We start from the raw sequence: 21,616 nt of genomic DNA, 5'->3' as shown, positions 1-21,616 counted from the left end.
TCCTAAGCAATTGCTTGCTCTGGGGCATGACGCTCGCTCAATACACCATCTCTGATCTCAATGATCCGCTGTGCCTGACTGGCCTGTTCGGTGTCATGCGTCACCATCAAAATACTGGTACCTTTCGCATTAATATCTTTGAGCAAAGACATAATGCCATCCGCCATCTTAGAGTCCAGATTACCGGTTGGTTCATCCGCCAACAAAAATGCCGGGCTGCCCGCCAGTGCACGTGCAATGGCGACACGCTGCTGCTGTCCACCGGATAGTTGCTGTGGGTAATGATCTTTTCGACTCGCTAGGCCTACCTGTTGCAGCGCATCCATCACTCGCTGCTTGCGCTCACTGGCGCTAAAGCTGCGATAGCGTAGTGGCATTTCCACATTGTCGAACAAATTAAGTTCTGGGATTAGATTAAACCCTTGAAAAATAAAACCTATTTTTTCATTTCGTAAGCGCGATTTTTGCTTGTCTGAGAGGCCCGTTACGTCTTTACCGTCTAACGTGTACTGACCTTCACAATAGTCTTCGAGCAGCCCCGCAATATTTAGAAAGGTTGTTTTACCTGAACCAGACGGGCCGATCACAGCAACAAACTCGCCTTGCTTTACTTCCAGGTCAAATGGTTGAAGCGCTTGAGTTTTTACCGTATCCGTGTAATAAGCTTTCGCCAGTTTTGACATTTTAAGCATAAAATTTCCTTATGGTTTGTCTTTATTCTTATTAATCAGAAGCAAGAATACCCCCACTTCGACAGACAAGCACAGGGAGTACCTACCCCCCATGTACCGTGCTGGCAGCTTTGCGGGCTAATGTCTAAAATAAAGTCCGTATACAGCTGACCAACGAACTCAAGAAGGTACACAAAAAACCATCTAAAGTCACGTTTTTTAACGTTCCATTAAACTAATGTGTCAACTGAATTTATCTACTACATTTGCCCTAGGTAATTGAAAATAATAATTAAGAAAGAATTTGACCGTTTTAGTTTGTTAATAGAAAAACAGAGCATATCGACCAGCTAAAAAACGTCTTTAACCTGAATTCTGATTTGTCTAAACGAGGGAAATATGAACAACATTATTGAGCCATTTTTACATTATCTGAACCAGCTTCTGGTCATTATGCAGCGCGAAGACATGACCGAAGATTTACTGACTCAGCGACTGTGCCCTGATATGTTCCCACTGCATCAACAGGTGTCCACGGCAGCCGCACTGTCACTAAGGTGTTGCTGCCCTCTGTTTAATAAAGAAGTGATCAACTTTAAACGTCCAACGGTCAGTGTAAGCAATCTGCTAGAGGAGCTGGATGACACCATAAAATACCTGACGAATTTACACAACGACCCCTGGGAGTCAATGCCCGCCAGCATCACCTTTGTTGCTGGGTTTGCTAACCACACACTGGAACCTGACAAGTATTTTCAATTTTATGCCTGGCCTAACTTTCTGTTCCACTGTTCGATGGCCTACGCGATCCTCCGTACGGCAGGATTACCATTGAGCAAAGGGGATTTTGATGGTTTTCATCGCTATCCAGCAGGGTTTTCATTTCCGTCTTAAAGTCCTGATATAAACGGCCGATAACCTTTACACTTTAAGTAACAAGGATAAGGTTATTTATGAAGCTTCACTTTCACAGCGATGCAGGCAAGGCTACGATTACCAGCCAAAGTCGCATCGCAGAAAACTCGCAAGAAATTTCTAAGCATATACAGAACCAGGGGCTCTCAGCCAGTGCTCCCGATGATACCCCAATCGACCACACGCAATTCACGATACTGCAACCAGCGCAGGGTAACGACTTCGCCTCTGCATTTACTTACCCAAGGCCACATGCGCAACTGCCGGACTATTTCGGTTTCAAACGATTTTATATTACCAGTCAGGAAATGACTAAGAATGAGCATGGCCAGCTGAGTACTCAATATGCCTATGGCGACCTGACTGATAAAAATGATATCAATGCCTTTTTAGCCCAGCTTGATCGCCTGCCACCCGAACAAAGAAATAAGCTCGAACATATCAAGCCCAGTAAATCGCTTTTATCCCTGGCTGAGCGCCTGGACGATGATGCGCTCTCCCAGCTTGCAGATATTTTGATAGACGCAGGTAATACCTCGATATTTGCGCTAGAGAAACGCAGACATGTGCCCGACGAGCTTGTTGAGGCCCTCTCAAGTCTGCCCGATGATATGCTTTACGATACCTTGCAGACATTCGCCAGCCTGGCTGAACAGGGTGACAGCTATCAGGCCCCCACCTCGCCAGTGGGTGTGGATGAAGAAGGGCGAGAGCGTATTTTGATGACATCATCTGACCGGGATAAATACTGGCAGTATGAGCTGGCTCAGCCACCGGAAAATCTGCAATTGTTACACAGCTATACCGACTTACTCATTAGTGGAAAATTTAAAGGAGATGACCTCGCCACCCTAAACACGCATTTGCAGGAAAGCACCTTCTCGCAGAGTCGTGGCATACTGGATATGGCAAACGTTATAAAACCTTTTGAGAAACACAGTATGCTGGCCATGCTGAACGAAGTAGACAAAGAAAGTGAGCACAATGTGTTCGCTTATTTAAGTCAACAAGTTGACCTGTCCGCACACCGCCAATACTACCAGACGGAAAAGAATGATGTGGTTGTACAACAGGACCTGCCCCCCAGCGAATCCGACCGCGGGCGTCTTTACTCCGATATTCTCACCGCATACGACGAATATGGGCTGGGATGGATCAATGATGCACTGGAACATACAGCAGGCACGCCACCACAAATACAACAACAGCTATGGGAGCAATTACTTGATGACGCAGAGCACTTTAACGAGCAGTTCGTGCGTTCCGATGCGCTGGAAAGCTGGACCAGCCTTGCAATTCCCCCCGTGTTACAGGCATTTCATGACAGGCAAATTGACGACATTCGCGATTACAATAGTGAACGTATACTGCCCGATTTCCTTGGAAACCTGACCTTCCTGGGAAGTATGAAGCAAGCCACAGCTCAGCCCAGCTCCAATCAGGTTGACTCTCAAGTAATGCCTGAAAACTAACCTGCGAGCCTGCCGGCAGATAGCGCCGGCTCCCCCACGCTTACTCTTCCCTCACAGTCTAATAGTTGCAGCCAAATCTGATTAGGATATGATACCGGCACTTTATTTGCGCTCATCAAATTAATAACTCAAAGAGCAATTAGAATGAACAAAGCATTTTTTACATTGGTACTGCTGTTTTCGATCCTGACTTCTCAGGCTTGGGCTTCAACCTTTAAACTGGACAGGCATCGGGTAGTGCTTGATCAGGAAACTCGCCGCGGTGAGTTACGCATCTACAATACCTCAGACAGCCTTCAGAGTTACCGGGTCTCACTGATAGATATGGAAATGGACGCAACGGGTTCTCTGAAAATTGCTGAGCAATATCAATTCTCAGCCAAGCCCTATCTGCGTGTAGGTCCAAGAGTTGCCAAAGACATATTACCCAAACAGTTTCAGAAGATCCGCCTGATGAAAAAAGGTAAAATCCCTGACGGTGAGTTTCGTGCCCACCTGATGGTTGAAGCGCTCAGCACCAGTTCATCACAACCACAAAATGGTGCCGTTACAGTACGAGCCAATTACAAAGTGATTATTCCTGTTTTTATCAAGAATACCTCATCCAGTACAGAACTGACTTTCGGTGCCGTGGCCTTCAGTAAAGACGCCAAAAATATGCTCGTCAGTTTGCATAAACAAGGCCCGGGTCATACCAGCGCAAATTTGGTTGTGATGGAAGGCGAAGAGGAGCTTTTTCGTATCAACCAGTTCAGCTTGTATCCTGAGCTAAGTCAGCGTGATATGTCTCTTCCGCTTGAATATCAGTCCCTGATCGACAAAAAACTGACATTACGTCTGGAAGATGTTGAATCTAAAGAACTCCTGAAGGAGCAAACCGTCACTATTTCTGAGCAAATGCTAAAATAATGATAGCCAGTTTGTTGACCAGCTTTGCTCTGTTATCGACGACCGCTCAGGAAGTCGATACTTTGACATACCTGAAACAACAGCAAAAAAATCAAACACTTTCCACCGGGATCAGCATCAATTTATTGACACCTCTAACCTTTCCTCAACTTAAGCAAACCCCTGCAACCTGGGAAGGCGCCACGTGTAAGGCGAATGGGCGAAAAAATAATAAAGCGGTTAAAAAGTCACTCTGCCCGGGTTTAAGAGGCTATAAAGCTGAATTCGAAATCACTGGCCAGCCCAGGAGTTACGTGGACATAGAAGTATATGGAAACGAAACAAAGCAGGGTTTAACCTTTACAGTACAAAACAAATCAGGAGGCTTTAATAAGCGCGTAAGAATAAAAAAATCGGGAGTTGGCACGTTTAGTGCAGGAGGTATTGTAACACTCAGTAACGCCTATGAAACAGGCAGCGGGGAGTACGCTTTCAGCTACACAGTTACTGCGGTATACCAATAATAATTAAGGAAATAAACAATGCTAAAAAAAACCTCCAGCGCAATCGCACTATTAGCTATGAGTTTTGGTTCTGTGGCAGCAACTTATCAGGTTGATGTTAATCTGGTCGTGGAACGTGCACCAATCCAAATCGAGCAAACAACGCCAATGAGTTTCCCGGAGCTACTGGTAAACGAAGCATCTAAAAATGGTGACGGCTGTTATGCGGTAGACACGCCCTTTGCTAATCCTACTGCTTCAGCGTTATGTAACGATCCTAATGTAGGTGGTCAGCAAGGTATCTTCACCGTACGAGGTACCCCTCGTGCAATTGTGAGCTACTCATATTCTGCGCCTGACCAAATTCAGGACGGGCTGAGATTTGCTCTGACACCTTTCTCTTCAGCAGTTCAGCTGAGTGCAGGTGGTGAGGCGTCAGTCTCAATGTCAGCAGTGGTAATGCTTGAAGACAAAGATATTGCCATCAACGCACCTGGTACCAAAACATTTACTTATGATTTTGTTGCGGCTTACCAGTAAGATCCCCATCATTTTCTAAAGGTCCGGCCCAGCCGGGCCTTTTGCATGCAGTATCTTTATCTCTTTTTCTTATTGTGCTTTTCCTCCTTGGTCTACTCTCGGGAAGTAGGCGATGTCGCCGATTTTATCTTTGCTGATTTGTATATTGATAAGCAGCTCTTTCCTGAGGGCACTGAGCTCATTACCCCAGATTACGACCATTACTTTATATCACAGGCCAATCTGAACACCTTGCTGACCAGTGAGTTAACCATCGATTTTTCAAGTAAAAAAGTGTCAGGTCAGTTGTGGGGGGAAACCGTGAACTTCTCCGTCGATGAGGAGAGCATAGTCACTCTGGATGGTGAGCCCCATATCAGGACAGATCAGCTAAGCCAGCTCAACATAGCGTCTACCTTCAATGCCCGAACTCAGGTGCTCATTGTTGACACACAACAACGACACCCTAAGTCCCTGGAAAAAAAGCGCGAAGAGCGCAAACTCATCCTGACGGCCATGAATAAAAAACGTGCCAATCAGGTGGTGTTAAAAGACCAGTACCAGTGGTACACAGCACCCTATGTCGATGTACAGCTGTCTGCTTCACAAAGTAAGCACAATACAAACTCAACCGCCTATGTGACAATAAATCAGGACTTAGCACATCACCAGGCGAACATTGTCCTGACCGAATCTAATCAGGATCAGCTCAACGGCAAATTACTGCTCACACGAGAACTTTCCGATAAGATTGAATACCAGGTTGGTGACTTGCAGGGAATTTCAGGTGTGTTACTTGATAGCAGCGGCGGCGGCCTGGGTATTCAATACGGGACACAGCACAGTGCAGCTGGCAAGCCGCTGATTATTGAAGGTCATGCAGAGCCCGGCAGTGATGTCGAACTATACCGTAACGACGCATTATTTGATTTAGTACGTGTTAATGACAGTGGCCAGTATCGCTTTCGCCCACTGCAGATTTATAACTCAGAGCATAGCTATCATCTAATGATCCAGCATCCCGACGGACGGCGTGAACGTCGAGAGGTCATGACACAAGCTAAGTCAGGTTATAACGCCGGACAGTGGTATCCAACCCTGACCGCCTATACAACAAAGGCCTCTGTGCTGAGAAAAACACGCTTTAATCCCGAAGAGAAGTACATCAACCCGCAGTTTAACTATGTCCTGACCGATCAGGATGAGATCAATTTTGGCAAAGAGTGGCTGCACAACCTGCGACAAAAAAAGTCACTGTATTATCTCGGCTGGGAGCGTATTGGGCAGCCGGGTAAGGCAAAATGGCATGTCAAAGCAGGTAAAGACGAACACTGGTATTATGACTTTAAGTGGCTCAAGCCGCTCAGTGAAGTACACAACGTCAGCCTGTCCGCACAAAAAGGAGTTGGCCTCTTTGGCTCAGAAAAGATCAATACATTAAGCTATGAACTCAATCTCTCCGACTGGCAGGCCAGCTCCTCGTTTGGCCTCAGCCGGATAAACAAAGTACAGTTCAAATCTTTGGATACTTATCTCAGTTATCGTTCAGGGTCCGGGAGCCTCGCAGGCAGCTTCGGCCACATTGAAGGCGGCGACTCCAGAGAACAAAGCTATTCACTGATAGGCAGTTTGAGCGGTAACTGGGGAAGAGCCAGACTCAACTGGAATAAAACCCAGGGGCTGCTTGAGCTGAACACGCTCGCTTTAAGTTATGCCCATCAGTTTGCCGGGTACTATGGTACCTTGCAGCTGAGACGGTCACTGTCTGAGCGCCGTAATGTCTCATCGCTGACCCTGTCAAAAACCTTTGATAGTCTGGCTATCAGCGCCAATGCCGCCTATCACGAAGCCAGTGGCTGGCAATTTGGTCTGTCGTGCTCATTTTCATTCTATGGTCCCAGCCCATTGAACACTATGACCAGCCAGAGTGCCCGAAATAACAGCGCACTGAAAATTCGTGCATTTTATGACAGAAACAGCAACCAACGCTTTGACGCCTCCGAGCCCTATCTGCCTCATGTCACCATTATGCATAATGGCAATGAGGCCGACATACTGGAACAGGGAGATGAAAAAACCTTGTTATATCTGCCAGGCAACCGCCCGGCGACCTTAGAGATAGAACACAACGAAATGGATGCACTTTACCTGCAACCTGAGTTTGGCTTGATTGAAGCCAACCTGCACCCCGGGGCAAATCAGACACTCGACATCCCCTTTCACCTGCAGTTTGAGGCCGAGGGTCTGATCATACTGATGAATAAAAATGGCGAAGAAGCTGATATCAGTGGCCGGATCCCGATTGCACTGACCCGCCTGACAAGTGGCGAAAAAACCGTGCTTTACACAGAGCCAGATGGGTTTTTCTTTTTTGATAAGCTCAAACAAGGGGCGTACCATCTGGAAATCTCTCCAGACTATATCGAGGATAAAGCACTTACCTGCGATCCTTGCCAGTTATCTTTTACATTGAACGAACAGAGTGAGCAACTAGTGGTGCTGGATGACTTGAGGCTTATTCCGAATGACATTGCTGACCCAGTCCACTAGCGCTTTCGCCAACTAAACTGACGGCGATATGCGGTGGGCGTCATGCCCGTCTGAGTTTTAAAAAACTGATTGAAATACGCCGCACTGCTAAACCCACACTGCTGTGCCACCACGCTAATGGGACGACGCTCCGTCGCCAGCAAATGCTGAGCACGTTGACAACGCAGTAATGCACAGTACTGTGAAAACGAATAGCCAAGCTCATTTTGAAACCAGCGCTTTAAGGTGGCGGTGCTGACATTAACATAGCTTGCACATTCAGCCAGGCTTGGTTGCTCATCAACTCGGCTGGCAACAAATGCCTGCACACTGGCCAGACGCTCACTATTACGCGAATAGCCAGATTGGAACCCGATTGCCGGGCTGGCCTGTAGTTCATCCAGGATCTCACACAATAAAGTTATCCTACGCAGCGGACTTGCAGCGTGAAGCGCCAGACAAGATTCACGGACACGCTCTGCAGTCTCTCGATTAAACACCAGGCCACTTTCAATGCCATCCAGCCAGTGCTGCATTGCTGCCAACTCAGGGATCCGGCCACCCAGTAAAGCCTTTGGCCACAACACCACGACTACCAACTCTGCTGTCTCATAGGGTATCTGGCAATCCCAGGTATGAGAGACGCCCGGTGCAATCAGGGCCAGATCTATGTCAGCAAACTCATGGATCGCCTCGCCAATAAATCCACGACCTCGGGCACCCAGTGTCAGGATCAACTCGAAGCAGTCATGCTGATGCCACTCAAACAGGACCCCCTGCTCAGCAATATGTTTCACCCGTACGGACTGATTCAGTGCAAATCGCACCGGGGCAGGTTTACCAGTATTCAATGCCAAATTTAAGCCAATATTTAAATATTTTGAGCCAATAACTTAAATACTAAGTTGTCAGTTTGGCAAAGTAAACACTCGATTTTGTACCCGGAAGTAACTATGAATTTTGTTTTTGATTTGGATGGCACCACCGTATTCCATGCCCAGCGCATGCAAGACGACATTAAACATGCCCTGCTAGCGCTGGAGCGCAGTGGTGGCAACCTGTATTTCGCCACAGCCCGGCCACTCAGAGATACCTTGCCGGTGTTGCCTGAATGCTTCTGGCATCACCCCATCATTGGTTGTAATGGCGCCATGTTCAGTCAGAACAAAGCCGTGATCAAAGCCCATAGCTTCGACCCCGTTCAGGTGCAAACCCTACTCTGTTGGCTGGATAACCACGAGATAGCGTATTTGTTTGACGGTCACTGGCAGTATGCCATCTCCGATAAGCCTCACCATTTTCATCAACATGTGGCCGAACTTGGCATCCCACCGGGCAGCAATCAAACCCTAAGACAAGAGCCCATTGTGAAGTTACTGGTGTTAGAGGATGAACATCATGAGCAGGTCAAGCAAGTTTGTGAGCAGACGCTAAGCAGCTTTGAAATCTATCATCACAACGGCCATCATTGTTTTGATCTGGTGCCCGCACACAGCAACAAGCTCACGGCATTGCTGGAACTTGGCCTGGATATGCAGCAAACCGTGTGTTTTGGTAACGATGTCAACGACATTGCAATGCTGGAAGCTGCCCGGCAAGCTTATGTTGTCGGCGAGCAGATAGCGCCAAATTGTGATTTCATCCGCCTGACAGAGCAAGGTGTGGCTGATACACTGAGCCAGCTGGCAAACGAGCTTAGAGAATAAGAATGAAAAAAGAACCTTATACCTCGCCCATCACGGAATACACTGATGAGGACGATAGGCAACAAGGTTTAGCCAATATACTGGGAATTGGTTTGCTGATGATTATACTGAGCCTGTTTCTGTTGGACCTGCCCGATAAAACATCCTTAAGAGAGGTGTCAGGTCAGTTGGGAGAACCCTATGTGTCCAGTACCGCCTGTGGTAAAGCTAAGTGCTATTTCATCAGGTTAAACACCGGCAGTACCCAAATGGTGTTACACAAAAAAACCAATGCGCCTCTTAAGCCGGGCGACAATGTGCAATTACTGGTCAAGTATCGCGCTGATATTTCGGCATATACCGTGTATGAAGTAAACAGAGGTGGGGTTACACTCAAAAGTTATTCACAGTTTGTTTTGGAAAACAACCTCTGGAGATTATTCCTGTTTATTGCTGGCCTGGGTTTGTGCGCAATCGCGTTTGCACTTCGTAAAAAGCCTGATTACTGACTGCCAGCCTATGTAAAGCCATATCAGGTTATACCGCAATAACCTTCCCCCCCTGCCGCGATTTAATGCTAAAATCGCGGCAATTGAATCTAATGAGCACCCCTTATGCTGTCTTGTAACAACATCACCATGCAGTTTGGCGCCAAGCCACTGTTTGAAAATATCTCGGTTAAATTTGGCGACGGTAATCGCTATGGTCTGATAGGCGCCAATGGCTGTGGTAAATCGACCTTTATGAAGATCCTCAGCAAAGAACTGGAGGCCAGTGCGGGCAACGTTTCTTATGATCCGAATGAACGCATTGCTAAGCTAAATCAGGATCAGTTTGCCTACGAGGAATTCTCGGTGGTCGATACGGTGATCATGGGTCACAAAGAGCTATGGGAAGTGAAACAGGAACGCGATCGCATTTATGCTTTGCCGGAAATGAGTGAAGAAGATGGCATGAAAGTCGCCGACCTCGAAACTCAATTCGCAGAAATGGATGGGTATGCCGCTGAAGCTAAAGCTGGTGAGCTGCTGCTGGGGGTGGGCATTCCAACAGAGCAACACTATGGGCCTATGTCAGAAGTGGCACCAGGCTGGAAACTACGAGTGCTGCTGGCGCAGGTACTGTTCGCCGAACCAGATATCATGCTACTCGACGAACCGACCAACAACCTGGACATCTATACCATCAAGTGGCTTGAAGACGTACTCAATCAGCGTGACTGCACTATGATCATCATCTCGCACGATCGTCACTTTTTGAACTCGGTGTGTACCCACATGGCCGATATCGACTATGGTGAGCTGCGTATTTATCCGGGCAACTATGACGAATACATGCTGGCAGCCACTCAGGCGCGGGAACGTCTGCTTGCTGACAATGCCAAGAAGAAAGCCCAGATCACTGAACTTCAGCAATTTGTTTCGCGCTTCTCAGCGAATGCTTCTAAAGCCAAGCAGGCCACTTCGCGTGCCAAACAGATTGATAAAATTCAGCTGGAAGAAGTTAAAGCTTCAAGCCGTCAAAACCCGTTTATTCGCTTCGAACAATCTAAACAGCTGTTCCGTAATGCGCTGGAGCTGGAAACCCTGTCGCAAGGCTATGAAGACGTGCTGTTCAGTGGCCTCAATGGCCTGGTTGAAGTAGGTGAAAAAGTTGCCATCATTGGTGAAAACGGCGTAGGTAAAACAACCTTGCTTAACACCCTGGCTGGACGTATGGCGCCTAAGTCGGGCGCATTTAAGTGGTCAGAAAATGCCAACATTGGCTACTATGCCCAGGATCACGCGGACGAGTTCGAAAAAGACTTAGATCTGTTTCAATGGATGGAGCAATGGCAACAAGAAGGTGATGACGAACAGGTCGTACGGGGGTTCCTGGGTCGTATGTTGTTCTCACAAAACGACATCAAGAAGTCAGTTAAGGTGATTTCCGGGGGTGAGCAAGGTCGCATGCTGTTTGGTAAGCTGATGATGCACAAGCCTAACATTCTGTTAATGGATGAACCGACCAACCACATGGACATGGAATCCATTGAGTCACTGAACATGGCGCTGGAGCAGTACGAAGGTACCCTGTTCTTCGTATCTCACGACCGTCAATTCGTCTCTTCTTTGGCCACCCGTATCTGGGAAATCAAAGACGGTCAGATCATTGACTTCCAGGGCACTTATGACGAGTACCTGGCAAAACAGGCCGCTGAACAGTAAGCCTGTTTTTCTGGCCGTACCCTGCGGCCAGAATTTCCCCCAAAGTGTTTTATTTTCCTTCCCTGCACTTTCACGGCTATTGAAATTCCGCTGCACTGCAAAAAATTAAATAAACATATATATCAACATGTTAGATAAATTTTTCTATCTAACCCAATCTAAAATATTTCTATTATTCTCACTTTGTAAAAAATCGCTAGGATTTTCCCCTCGCTGGTTAGGCATGGTGAAAGCGTCTTTTTTACAGGAAAAATAATCATGAAAATCACACTCCCCTGTTCAACACTGATATTGCTGACAATCTGTGCACCGACACTAGCCGGTAACTTCTCCCCCATTGAGCCCATTATGGTCACACTTCCGGCAGGCAGTTTTGCAATGGGTAGCCCTGACAATGAAAACAGCCAGCCCGTTCACACGGTCACACTGCCCGAATTCAGTCTGGGCAAATATGAAGTGACGGTCAGAGAGTACCGACGCTTTGTAGAAGCCACTGGTTTCGTAGCGCCCCAGGAATGCTATCACCAGCTTGATAGTTGGTTTATTGGCAACACACCGGGCAGTTGGGATAACAACAGCTTGACAGACAACGACTTCCAGCCCGCTATCTGCGTTAGCTGGGCAGGCGCCAAAGCCTATGTAGACTGGCTGGCAAAAACGACGGGAAAGGCCTATCGACTGCCCAGTGAAGCCGAGTGGGAATATGCTGCACGCGGGGGAGCAACAAGCCGCTTTTACTTCGGCGATGACCCTAAGCACCCTTCTGTGTGCCAGTATGAGAATACAGCAGATCTCAGTGGTGAAAACGAGCTACAACGCACCACCAACAGTACTTATGTGAACTTTGTTGACGGATTTGCCGATTGCGTTGATCACGCGACCTTTGCCAGTGTGGTCGGCATGTACCAGCCCAACCCCTATGGTTTGCACGATATGCTCAGCAATGTCGCTGAATTACTGGGGGATTGCTATCAGGGCAATTATCAGCAAGCCAGCGAAAATGGCCAAGCTTTTCAATCAGGTCAATGCGAACGCCGCTCGGTACGAGGCAGCAGCTGGCACTGGAATATCTGGCCGGTTACCCGTCGTGGAAGTATGCCCGAAGACTTTGCAGGTGCCGCCGAAGGGTTTCGTGTCGCACTGGACGGTCCTGTACCGAAACAAAGCAAAGCCTCCCGTCGATTCCAGCAGCAACTCATCATGGCACAGAAGCAGGAGCAGCAACGCCGGGATCAGCAGTTTGCTTACCCTCAGCCGGTGACTAACTTAACCCTGTCGCAGAACAATGGGTACGCCATATTGAGCTGGGACCGCAGTACGCAAAAGGATATCTCAGGGTATCGAATCTATCGCAATCACAGCGCAGGCTCGATGTTTGAACTGATTGCAGATAATGTCATTGATACTCAGTATACCGATGCCAATGCCTCTCCCAATGTATATGAATATACGGTGGTTGCGGTGCGCCGTAACCTGCAAAGTAATTATAGCAATCTGGTCAAAACCAGTGGTAAAGCGCTGTCGGTGCCAGGTCGAATCGAGGCAGAGTATGCTTACGCCATGACTGGCGCAAATACCGCCCGTACTTCAGACACGGACGGGCGCTTAAATCTGACTGGCGGCGATGGCATTGCTGAGGATGCTCAGCTTGATTACCAGATCAACGTTAGCAAGAGTGGCTACTATCGTCTTAGTTATCGTATCGCAGGGCCCCGCGACGGCAAAGGGTTTACCGTTAAAATCGATGATAAGCCAATCTCTGCGCACACGGTCCGTGGTACAGGCGGATACCATGACTGGCAAACACAACAAGGAGAACGTATTTATCTGGCTGCGGGTCAACATACATTAAAACTCCACTCTCACGACACCAACTGGAAGCTCAACTGGCTAGCACTACATCAGGAATAACGATGAATTTGGGGAAACTCGCTTTCCCCACCTTGCCTAATTCACGTAAAACTGACTATTTTTATTAAGAATTGCGGATTTGACTGTCACTCAGATAGTCCACAATACGGAATGTATCGCCACATGTTGAAAAAGATCCTATGTTCGCTTTTACTCACCTGCTGCGCCGGCTCTGTCCATGCGCGTTCGTTATGTGACAGCCCTCAGTATCATGCCTTTGATTTCTGGGTAGGAGAATGGCGGGTCATGTCCAAGGGGCAATTTGCCGGCAACAGCAAAATCACTAAAATACTTAATGGGTGTGTGATTTTAGAAGAATATCAGGCTGTTTCCGGTTATCAGGGTAAAAGTCTGAATATCTTCGACAAGCAACAACAGCAGTGGCACCAGAGCTGGACTGACAACGCGGGGTTACTGCTGCAGCTCAATGGCAACAGGGACAATAACGGCATGGTATTGCAAGGTCCCGGGCAGGACAGTGAGGGTAAGCCCGTTTTACATCGCATTACCTGGCAACCTAAAAAGAACGACACGGTTCACCAGCACTGGCAGTCTTCCAGTAATAACGGCAAGTCCTGGCAAACCCTGTTTTATGGTATTTACCATAAGATCCAATAAGCGTTATAAACTCTGCTTAACAGCTCATCATAACAATTGTGCTCATTAGCTGCTCTGTACAAAGCGCACCGACAGGTCTGTGCGCTTCGCGTATACCCGTTACTGCACAGGTATCGCAGGCCAGTAACCCAATACAAAGTTGTCCATTTCACCTTTAATACTGACGTTACCATAAGCACGCACTCGTACCAGAATGCGATACAGTGCCTTAGTGGAGTCAACCGGGAGTACATCATGCAGCGCGAAACTGCCAACGCCCACAATGCGCTGTTCACAGTAGCTGTCTTTGCCGCCTCCCAGGTAATAGACATCTGTACAGACTCTGACAGGGGTGTCTTTCTCAGCTTCTTGCAGTTGCACAGCAAGTTGAGTATAAACTTTGTCTGCATAATACTGATTGCCCCAACCGAAGTAATGAGTAAAACCCGCCTGACGCCAGGGACTCAACTCAAAGCCCAGGCTTTGCTCACCGCTGATCACCGGTTGACTCTGATTAACCAGGGTGACGTCTTGTGGTGTGCTGGTTTCAAAGCCGCCCGCGTTGGTTTCGAAGCCAGACGTCGCAATGGTCACCAGGCCATCTGATAAACTGCTCCCAGAATGCAGTGTGAGACTATTTAATAATACCGCTCCATCAGACTCAATACGCAGTTCGGTAGATGTAATATCGGTTGTCAGACCATCCTTTCCTAAATCAACGATAACGGGTACCAAGGCAGTACTATTCGGCGCAATATAATAACTGGGCGCAAACGAAGCGCTGTGATCGCCACCGCGGAACTGCTTTTGATAGCTGGCACTGGCATATAGCTGTGCACTCACTGGCTGGGAGCCTGGGTTAGTAATACTCGCCTGATAAATAACATACTCAGGGTAAGTGTGAGAAAATTCCGGTTCTGGCAACACAAAGCGTGTTTTGTAGCTGCCATTGCTGGATTGAGCCAAACGCAAACTAGCAGTGTTATTCATCTGCTCTAAAGTCGGCGTATTGCTAAAATAGGTAGAGATCTGTTCATCCGTCCAGGTTGAAAACTCTCGCCCTTGTCTGAATAACTCCACTTCTGCATTTTGCTGATGGGTTCCTTCAAACAATTTGAGTTCCAGGTTGTCCAGGTACACAGTGTCACCCGGTGCTGCATAGCTTTCGAGGAACCAGGTAACTTTAAACACAGCCTTCCCTGCTGGCACAGTCATATGACAATCGTGTGAGTAGACGCTGTCTTTGTAGGTCGGGATATCGTCGTTACGTGACACATATGACTGGTAAGTATTGCCATCAGCATATTCAATTTCAAACACACACTGTGCCAGTGCATACGGCGTTTTCTGAGCTTCATCTGTAAATGGCGTACTGAGATCAAAAGACACGCTGAGTGTACTGTTCTGTGAAAAAGTACGCATCAACAGCATCTCTGTACCTACGCGATAATGGCCCTCGCTGGTCATTGCCAGGCTTTGTTGCCCACTGATCGGATTCAACGCTGAGGTTTCAAACTGGCTCAATGTGCCATCGGCTACAAATAGCCCGACATAACCGTTATCAAAGTTCTGACTGACAACTTTTGTAGGTATATCCGCGGCCTGCACAACCATGGCTGATGCCAATAAACTCAGTAACGGTAATATATGCTTCTTCATTGTTTTCATTTCCTTTTTTATATCCCACAGACGCTATCGGCACGGTTAAACAAAGGTTGAGCAAATACTCAATTTTTATTCCCTCGTAGAAATTAAAACAAAAGATTTATTCTAAATCCATTTTTTATTCACATTGCAAAAACACAATGTTAACCAAACGCTCGATTTTAAAATAGGACGGATACAAAGGCTCAACAACAAAACACAGACCACTGTAATGTGGCGTAACACAAAAAACGTGAAATAAAAGATAAATTAATGTTAACATACATATAAATATTTTACCTTCCAGCCACAGCCAGGTGTTTACAACACATCTATTGTGACGAAATAGGTGAGATATGCGCTTACCGGCCTTCGCATGGTAAGCCGTACACGTATTCAGACGACACACTAAGGGATTAACATGGATCTCAACTTTACCGAAGAAGTAATGTATACCCTGCCCTTCTATCTGGGGCCGCTATTTATTCTGGCAACCATCAACTTTTTGCGTAAGCAAAAAAATTACCGCCTTAACGATACACTCACAAATGCCACTATTGCGCTCGGCAATCTGGGTTTATCATTTATTTTTCTGCTCGCTGTCGTAGCACTTTATACCTTGGTTTATAATGAGTATCGCCTGTTTGACTTAGATCAGAGCAATCCCCTGATCTACGTATTGGCATTCTTCGTCTATGACTTCTTATACTACTGGAATCACCGCTTTCACCACATGATAGGGCTGTTTTGGGCCGATCATCTGGTGCATCATACCGCAGAAAACTTCAACTTTGGTGTGTCCATTCGGATCAGCTATTTTACAGAGCTGACTATGTGGATGACCTTTATTCCGATGGCGTTTATGGGGATTTCACTGGAGGTATTCCTGGCAGCCAGCTACACGCAAATCATCTGGGCATTTTGCATTCATACCAAATATCTGAAAAAGACGCCCCGCGCCGATAAAATCTTCAATACGCCTTCGCTGCACCGTGTCCACCATGCCCGCAATCGCGCCTATATAGACAAAAACTATGGCGGTATTCTGATCATCTGGGACCGCTTGTTTGGTACGTACCAACGTGAGCTTGAGGACGATCCTGTGGTATATGGCGTGCGCGAGTCATACCCCAGTTTTAGTCCACTGGTGATCAACTCCTATTATTTAAAAACCATCTGGCAAAAGATCAAATGTTCCAGCTCAGTTTTTGAAGTGCTCTGCTCTATTTTTGCACCACCTGCCTGGTTACCTAAAAAGGCCAATAAAGCCGACTTCTACTCACTCAGCGCCAAAGTACGCTCTAAAGACTTTAAACCCAAAGACCCCTATATTTGCAAACGCACCAAGTGGACAGCATTTGTGCGCTTTAGCAGCATTGTGGTGCTGTTTACCTACCTGATGAGTTACTTTGGAGATCTGCCAACCTTACCTTTGGTAAGTATGTCTCTACTGTTTTTCTGGCTGTGCCATTTCAACGGTCTGGTCTTTGACGGTGCCAAGCTGGGCTTGCATATGGAAGCGGTCACTCAGCTGCTATACGGGTTCATTTTGTATTGGGCTATCGATACTAATCAAGCAGACTGGATAATCCTGAGCACCGCCACGCTGGCACTGATATCTTTGTGTAACTACATGGTCTACCGTACCCGTCCAGTGCAACCTGTTGAACTGACTGCTGAGCCCCAGTAGCAACCAACACCTAATTCTAAGTTAATATGATTGAAGGAAAAAAAATGGAAACAGTAAATCAGACCCCGGACAGTCAAAACGCCGGAGGAGGGGTCAACCGCGAACACGGCCGTACGCTGGCGCAAAGGTGGACTTTTGTCGGTTTGCACTTTGGCCTGGTCCTTTTCTGTGCCTGGCTGGCAATGGCCGATGGCTGGACTCACATTGGTCAACTATTCTCTCAACAGTGGGTATTGGTTGACCAGGACAGAGCCCTGATCATGCTTGGCTGTGTATTCGTCTATTGGATCCGCCATGCCATTACTGTGCTATATCTGTTACAACGCAGAATAGACTGGGGTGAAGCGCTGGGCCTGCTGTGTTTTATGGCCCTGTTTGAAATCGGTCTGTTGCTGGTGGGCGGCGGCGCATTCAGAAGTGAGGTTATCCCGTTCGGTACGCTGGATATCGTTGCGCTGGCTTTACTGGCGGTTGGCTCTTACCTCAATAGTGGCTCAGAGATCCAGAGAAAATGGTGGAAACAGGACCCGGCCAACAAAGGCCAGTGCTACACCGAAGGACTGTTTAAACATTCAATGCACATTAACTACTTTGGTGATGTGGTACTGTTCACGGGCTGGTGCTTGCTGAGCTACAACTACTGGACGCTGCTGCTGCCTTTCTTTATGGCTTATTCTTTCATCAGCTTCCATATCCCGGCACTGGATAGTTACCTCTCCGAGCGATATGGCGAGAAGTTTGACAAGTACGCGGCAAAAACCAAAAAACTGATCCCTTTCGTTTACTAACCCCTTAATCAGTCAGACTCTGCGGTCCCGATAGCCGCTGAGTCTGGCGCGTTATTCAACACCCACTGAGGTCAGATTGAGTGCCAGTAACTGTGCTTCATTCTGAGTTCGCCAATCCGGTGTTGCGTGCTCGCTGATATAGTGCGCATAGAAATCGCTATTTACACCCGATTCTACCGGCATCTGGCACAGCAACAAGGCCACATCGAGACCAATCCGACGATCTCCCGATAACTGCGCCAGCTCAAAGGCACGCAGCGCAAGGGGCAGAAGCTCGGCCTGAGTTTGCGCAGCCGCAGCGTACATCACCGCCAGATAGGCATTTTCTGCATTGTCCTGGCTCACACTGTCAATCAGAGACTTGGCCTCATCATAGCGTGCTTCACTCAGATAATAACGAACTAGCGATTTACGACTGGACTGAGCCACCCAATGGTTCGGCGTTAACGCCGTATATTCCAGCACGCGCCGATAGTGAGGCTCTTTGTCGGCAGGCTTGTCTGCAAAAATGGCATAGTGGAAGGGCACTTTGGCAAAGTGGTAAATCGGCAATGCATAGTGCCGCATTTTATCCTCAGCCTGCCGCAGGTAAAGATATTTATCATTATCCTGCTGGTTTTTACTCGCCATAATCGACAAATAAGTCAGGGCATCCAGCTCTCTGGCAATGTCCTGCGACTGCTGTGCCAGCTGTGCCGAGTGCAGCAAACTGGCTTTGACCTGCTCATAATCCCGTTGCAAATGATGTAACCAGGAACGACTGTGCCAGACATCTGCCTGCGCCCTCAAGTCCTGGCTGGTTGCCAGTGCCTCCAGTGCGGCATCTAACCTCACCAGGCTTAGATCGACCAGGTTTTTACGCGACAGAATTTCGCCCTGATAGGCCAGTGCACGGCCCAGCTGCTGTGAATTGGTTTGCGCTTTAGCCAGTACTGCCAGTTTCTCAGCCATTACCATCGCTTTTTCCAGCTCCCGCACATCGAGATAAGCATTAACCAAGGCGCCCAACAGGATCAGATCTTGTGGAGCAGCTTGATGCGCCTGGGTCAGCATAGCCAGCTTAAGGTCCGGAGAGTGAGGGTTTTGCAGTAAAGACCGGACCACAGGCTGGGCGAGATGATGATACAGCTGCTGCTGCACCGCTTCAGGTGTTTCACCATGTAGCACACCCTGCCATTGCCCTGCCGGGCCTTTTAGCCAAAAAGTTAGATACCAAAGGGCATCGACATAGCGCACACTGGCAGTGAGGATAAACGGATGCTGCGCCGCAACCTCAGGATAAACCAGTTCCTGTGATGTTCTGAAGTGCGCAGCAGAAAGCGTGGAAAGAGCAGTAAAGTCCAGCCGGACTGTATCTCGTAATTGCCACTTTTCAAGCTCGGCGCCTTCAAAAGGCAGGTAAGTCAGCGTAAAGGGCGCTTGCTCTGGCTCGTCGCTCGGGTTGGTAAAAACCACTGCAACCAAGACCAATAAACAGCACAATGATATACCCAGCCACTTGATCCCAGAGCGATGCATCCAAGTAGCTGCTGCAACGGATGTAACGACCGGTTTTCCCTGAACATCACTAAGATCTGATTTTGGGCCTGTTACCGGATCATTTACCGGACGTTGCCATTGGTAACCTCGCTTTGCATAGGTTTTGATAGCATCGTTGCCGAACAAAGCCCTTAAATGGCTGATATTTTGGAATACCGCCTGATCAGAGACCACCTTCCCCTGCCAGACTTCATTCAGAATCTCTTCTTTGCTGAGCACTCGGTGCGTATTTTCCAGCAGCAAAGCCAGCAGTTTTGCTTCATTGTGACGAATTGCCAGCGCTTCACCTGCGCGATGCAAAATCAAATCAGTGCTGTCGAACTCAAAGTCATCAAACTGGTAACGCATAGTGCCATGTAATTGTTATTATCCTATTCACCGACAAGAATAACCCAATTACGTATAAAAAACTAAAGATGCACCATGATGGCCTCGCGCTGCTTTTTGGTCATTTTTTGCACCACCAGCAAGAATGAGTTATCTATCATGCGTTCTATTTCTCCACGGGGCACAGAGCCATCCAGGATCACTGTATTCCACAACCGTTTGTTCATATGGTAACCGGGAATAACCGCATCAAAAATGTCCCGCAAAGCATGCGCCTCATCCGGGTCACACTTCAGATTCAACCACCAGTGACGGACCTCTCCTTCGTTATATTTGCCCGGAGCCAGTGTCGCAAACATCTTGTCTTTCACTTTAAACACATCGACACCGGGCCCAAAAGGCTGTCCAACGGAAGAAAAGGGTTTATTAAGCAGATAAGCATGGGCTTGTGTATGGTCCATATTGATGTTCCTTTGCTGACATTGTCTGAGCACCATACACCTTCATTTAGAGTATGCCAATGACCTAAGCGACTGACTCACACTCGTCATACTTAGCAAAAATATGTTCATAAAAATGCGCCCTGTGTCCCATCAGTAGTGCGGCACGTTTATGGGGAAAGTCAAACTCAAACTGTTTATGATAGCCCAGCCCTGCCATATGCTTCATCAGGCGCACGTTATCAGCTCTGGGTTCAAGCACAATACGCTGGGTCTTGGGCTGGCTTTGATAGATCAGATGGCTGAGGCAGGTCATCCAGCAGCGAAAGTTATCCGGTCCACGGCAGCTTTGCTCCCCCACCAGCAGATGTATCCCCCGATCATAGGGCGCCGCATCATAATAACCTGCCAGCTTGTCTCTGGCTGCCCAGTAAACTTCCAGATAAGCAAAAGGTTGGTCGTCCAGGTAGCCAATCAGGGGTAAAGTATGGGCATCGGCAAGCTTATCACTCAGATACTGCCACTGTTTTTCTTCACTCCAGGCCTGTTGCCAGAAGTGCGCAACCCTGGGGTCATTCATCCAGCGACAAAAACGCGCTAAATCATTGTGCCCAATCAGCTTTAGAGAAAAACGTTTATTAAAATAAGGGTGGTGATATTCACCAAGCAAGGCGCCGCGCTCGCAAGGCTTGTCCTGTACCAGTCCAGAGGACCATAAATTCACGATATGCATAGATAAAAAATGATGACAAATAACAAAAAGACGAAACCTCTGCGAACAAATTTACCCATTAAAGGGTCGGTCGGCCCCTTTTAATTTACTGTCATCGGATTCTTAATAACAAACCCGTTTTCAACATCCGATTTAAATCCAACTTTTTCATATAGCTTGTGAGCACTGGTGCGTGTTGCGCCAGAGAGTAACATCACCTTATAGCAATGCTGCTCCCAGGCAAGCGACAATGCCTGTTCAATTACCTGCTGACTTAAACCACGACGACGAAAACGCTCTGAGGTAATGACATGTTCAATGATCCCAAACGGGCGGCAGCCATTGGTCAGGGTGGGTACTACGCCCAGCTGACAAGTCGACGCAAGCTGCCCATCTACCTCTGCCACCACGATATTGACCGCCGGGCTGCTCAGCAGCTCGCTCCATGCCGATTCAAGTATCAGCTCATTCATTTGCGGATCATGCCCGCGCAGCTCTTTATACAACTGAACTATGCCGGATAAATCCTGTGGTGTCGCCAGTCGGATCTTTGCCATCGCTCTTCCTTTTATCCCTGAT

At 47.7% G+C, this 21,616-nt stretch carries 20 protein-coding genes; 13 read left to right on the top strand and 7 right to left on the bottom strand.

All coding sequences use genetic code 11. The annotated features are described in order from the left end of the window. Nucleotides 1-2 precede the first annotated feature (2 nt). Nucleotides 3-692, bottom strand: a complete 690-nt coding sequence (locus tag CWB98_RS10640) for an ABC transporter ATP-binding protein (protein ID WP_138544851.1) — start codon at nt 690-692, stop codon at nt 3-5. Between the two features lie 378 nt (nt 693-1,070). Here CWB98_RS10640 and CWB98_RS10635 point away from each other — a divergent pair, with 378 nt between their 5' ends. The 6 genes from CWB98_RS10635 (at nt 1,071) to CWB98_RS10610 (ending at nt 7,518) form a co-directional block, all read left to right on the top strand. Further along, complete coding sequence (locus CWB98_RS10635) at nt 1,071-1,565, top strand: DUF1993 family protein (RefSeq protein ID WP_138544850.1); 495 nt, start codon at nt 1,071-1,073, stop codon at nt 1,563-1,565. Between the two features lie 59 nt (nt 1,566-1,624). Beyond that, complete coding sequence (locus tag CWB98_RS10630; protein ID WP_138544849.1) at nt 1,625-3,058, top strand: hypothetical protein; 1,434 nt, start codon at nt 1,625-1,627, stop codon at nt 3,056-3,058. A 144-nt stretch (nt 3,059-3,202) separates the two neighbouring features. Beyond that, nucleotides 3,203-3,967, top strand: coding sequence for a hypothetical protein (locus CWB98_RS10625; RefSeq protein WP_138544848.1), 765 nt, complete (start codon nt 3,203-3,205; stop codon nt 3,965-3,967). Continuing rightward, nucleotides 3,967-4,470: a DUF4402 domain-containing protein gene (locus CWB98_RS10620; RefSeq protein ID WP_138544847.1), complete on the top strand. Its 504-nt coding sequence runs from the start codon at nt 3,967-3,969 to the stop codon at nt 4,468-4,470. Before CWB98_RS10625 ends, CWB98_RS10620 begins: the two co-directional genes overlap by 1 nt. Nucleotides 4,471-4,488: 18 nt before the next feature. Further along, a complete protein-coding gene (locus CWB98_RS10615; protein ID WP_138544846.1) occupies nt 4,489-4,989 on the top strand; it encodes a hypothetical protein in 501 nt (166 codons plus the stop codon). Between the two features lie 45 nt (nt 4,990-5,034). Then, complete coding sequence (locus CWB98_RS10610) at nt 5,035-7,518, top strand: hypothetical protein (RefSeq protein WP_138544845.1); 2,484 nt, start codon at nt 5,035-5,037, stop codon at nt 7,516-7,518. On the opposite strand, the gene CWB98_RS10605 is transcribed toward CWB98_RS10610, so the two are convergent. Continuing rightward, on the bottom strand, nt 7,515-8,354 hold the full coding sequence (locus CWB98_RS10605) for an AraC family transcriptional regulator (protein ID WP_138544844.1): 840 nt from the start codon (nt 8,352-8,354) through the stop codon (nt 7,515-7,517). The two genes, CWB98_RS10610 and CWB98_RS10605, sit on opposite strands and share 4 nt — an antisense overlap. A 96-nt stretch (nt 8,355-8,450) precedes the next feature. Here CWB98_RS10605 and CWB98_RS10600 point away from each other — a divergent pair, with 96 nt between their 5' ends. The 5 genes from CWB98_RS10600 to CWB98_RS10580 all read left to right on the top strand — a co-directional run bounded on the left by CWB98_RS10600 (nt 8,451) and on the right by CWB98_RS10580 (nt 13,918). Next, nucleotides 8,451-9,203, top strand: coding sequence for an HAD-IIB family hydrolase (locus tag CWB98_RS10600; protein WP_138544843.1), 753 nt, complete (start codon nt 8,451-8,453; stop codon nt 9,201-9,203). A gap of 2 nt (nt 9,204-9,205) precedes the next feature. Next, a complete protein-coding gene (locus CWB98_RS10595) occupies nt 9,206-9,691 on the top strand; it encodes a hypothetical protein (RefSeq protein WP_138544842.1) in 486 nt (161 codons plus the stop codon). 105 nt (nt 9,692-9,796) lie between these two features. Continuing rightward, the gene (locus CWB98_RS10590) at nt 9,797-11,389 is read left to right on the top strand and encodes an ABC-F family ATPase (protein WP_054015528.1); all 1,593 of its coding nucleotides are present in this window, start codon (nt 9,797-9,799) and stop codon (nt 11,387-11,389) included. 258 nt (nt 11,390-11,647) lie between these two features. Further along, nucleotides 11,648-13,300 (top strand): SUMF1/EgtB/PvdO family nonheme iron enzyme, encoded by a 1,653-nt coding sequence (locus tag CWB98_RS10585; protein WP_138544841.1) that lies wholly within the window; start codon nt 11,648-11,650, stop codon nt 13,298-13,300. 123 nt (nt 13,301-13,423) lie between these two features. Further along, on the top strand, nt 13,424-13,918 hold the full coding sequence (locus CWB98_RS10580; RefSeq protein WP_171045624.1) for a DUF1579 family protein: 495 nt from the start codon (nt 13,424-13,426) through the stop codon (nt 13,916-13,918). Between the two features lie 99 nt (nt 13,919-14,017). Here the strand turns inward: CWB98_RS10580 and CWB98_RS10575 are convergent, their stop codons facing one another. Continuing rightward, nucleotides 14,018-15,556 (bottom strand): hypothetical protein, encoded by a 1,539-nt coding sequence (locus CWB98_RS10575; RefSeq protein ID WP_138544839.1) that lies wholly within the window; start codon nt 15,554-15,556, stop codon nt 14,018-14,020. Between the two features lie 406 nt (nt 15,557-15,962). Here CWB98_RS10575 and CWB98_RS10570 point away from each other — a divergent pair, with 406 nt between their 5' ends. Further along, nucleotides 15,963-17,231, top strand: a complete 1,269-nt coding sequence (locus CWB98_RS10570; protein WP_138544838.1) for a sterol desaturase family protein — start codon at nt 15,963-15,965, stop codon at nt 17,229-17,231. A gap of 44 nt (nt 17,232-17,275) precedes the next feature. Continuing rightward, entirely contained in the window at nt 17,276-18,019 is a 744-nt protein-coding gene (locus CWB98_RS10565; RefSeq protein WP_138544837.1) for a DUF1295 domain-containing protein, read from the top strand. Between the two features lie 51 nt (nt 18,020-18,070). Here CWB98_RS10565 and CWB98_RS10560 read toward each other — a convergent pair whose 3' ends face one another. The 4 genes from CWB98_RS10560 to CWB98_RS10545 form a co-directional block, all read right to left on the bottom strand. Then, on the bottom strand, nt 18,071-19,906 hold the full coding sequence (locus tag CWB98_RS10560; RefSeq protein ID WP_138544836.1) for a winged helix-turn-helix domain-containing protein: 1,836 nt from the start codon (nt 19,904-19,906) through the stop codon (nt 18,071-18,073). A 62-nt stretch (nt 19,907-19,968) separates the two neighbouring features. Beyond that, nucleotides 19,969-20,346, bottom strand: a complete 378-nt coding sequence (locus CWB98_RS10555; RefSeq protein WP_054015535.1) for an MmcQ/YjbR family DNA-binding protein — start codon at nt 20,344-20,346, stop codon at nt 19,969-19,971. A gap of 64 nt (nt 20,347-20,410) precedes the next feature. After that, complete coding sequence (locus CWB98_RS10550; RefSeq protein ID WP_249364658.1) at nt 20,411-21,049, bottom strand: GNAT family N-acetyltransferase; 639 nt, start codon at nt 21,047-21,049, stop codon at nt 20,411-20,413. 89 nt (nt 21,050-21,138) lie between these two features. After that, complete coding sequence (locus CWB98_RS10545) at nt 21,139-21,594, bottom strand: GNAT family N-acetyltransferase (protein ID WP_138544834.1); 456 nt, start codon at nt 21,592-21,594, stop codon at nt 21,139-21,141. Nucleotides 21,595-21,616 lie beyond the last annotated feature (22 nt).

This window comes from Pseudoalteromonas rubra, from assembly GCF_005887115.1.
GTDB lineage: Bacteria > Pseudomonadota > Gammaproteobacteria > Enterobacterales > Alteromonadaceae > Pseudoalteromonas > Pseudoalteromonas rubra_F.
Note: the sequence above shows the minus strand (reverse complement) of the source record. Positions and strands in the feature narration are given on the sequence as shown.